This is a genomic window from Methylomonas sp. BG-2 (assembly GCF_057766305.1).
Map to the genome: position 1 here is coordinate 1 of NZ_JBYMAP010000482.1, position 1257 is coordinate 1257.

The following is a 1257-nucleotide window of genomic DNA, read 5'->3' on the forward strand; positions in this document are numbered from 1 at the left end:
ATTGTCTTTGGCGGAACCGGCAAATCCAAGGCATTTATTACCACCGCGCATCGTGGTCAGAATACCGGTGTTGACCCGCAATTGGCTTCACCGGGGGTGGGGCGGGCCGACGTTTGGGTGTTCGACGCGGCGCAATTGGGCAATACCCTGGCCGGAACCCCGCTGACCATCCTGACCCTGTTTACCGACACGCCGCGCGCGCTGGCGGTCACGCCCGACGGCGCCACGGTTTACGCCGCCGGCTTTCAGACCGGCAACGGGACGATGACACTCAACGATGCCGTGGTCGAACGCGGCATTGCACCGCCGTTCAACCGGGTCTACCCAGGGCCGCTGACTAACCATGCCGGAGAAGCTCAACCGAAAAGCGGCTTGATCGTAAAATACGACGGAAGTCATTGGCTGGACGAGCTAGGCCAACAATGGGACGACATGGTGCCGTTCTCGTTGCCGGACCACGATGTGTTCGCGATTGACGCCACCGCCAATCCGCCGATATTGAAAGCGGACGGCGTCTACAGCCGGGTCGGTACGGTGTTATTCAATATGTTGGTCAATCCGGCCAACGGCAAGGTATACGTCACGAATACCGAGGCGCTCAACCATCACCGTTTCGAAGGCGCCGGTGTCTATAGCAACGGTCAGAGTGTCCGCGGCCATTTCAGCGAAAACCGGATCACGATATTGGGCGACAATGCGCAAGCGACGCCCCGGCATCTGAATAAGCACATCGACTACAGCCGGTGTTGCGCGCCGATTCCGAATCGGGAAAACGCCGATAGCATCGCGCTACCGTTGGACATGGCGATCAGCGGCGACGGTAAAACACTCTACGTCGCCGCCTACGGTACCCGGGAAATCGCGCGGTACGCTACCGCCGAATTGGAGAACGACAGCTTCGTGCCCAGTAGCGCGGCGCAAATTCCGGTCAGCGGCGGCGGGCCCAGTGGTTTGGCTTTCGACGAACAGCGCGGCTTGTTGTACGTGTTGACGCGTTTCGATAACGCGATCTCGGTGATCGATACCGTCGGCGGCCGGGAAATCAAACACGCGGCGATGTTCAATCCGGAGCCTAAGCACATCGTCGAAGGGCGGCCGTTTTTATATGACGCGGCACGCAGTTCCAGCCACGGCGATTCCGCGTGCGCCAGTTGCCACGTGTTTGGTGATTTCGACAGTCTGGCATGGGATTTGGGCGATCCGGACGGTAATCAAGGCGAGAACACCGGTCCGTACCGTACCACGCCCGAAGTAGCC

The 1257-nt window shown here is 60.0% G+C and carries 1 protein-coding gene; it reads left to right on the top strand.

From position 1 onward, the window contains the following. On the top strand, window positions 1-1257 hold a 1257-nt coding region (locus AC3B8H_RS21455), incomplete at both ends, for a hypothetical protein (protein ID WP_488443533.1).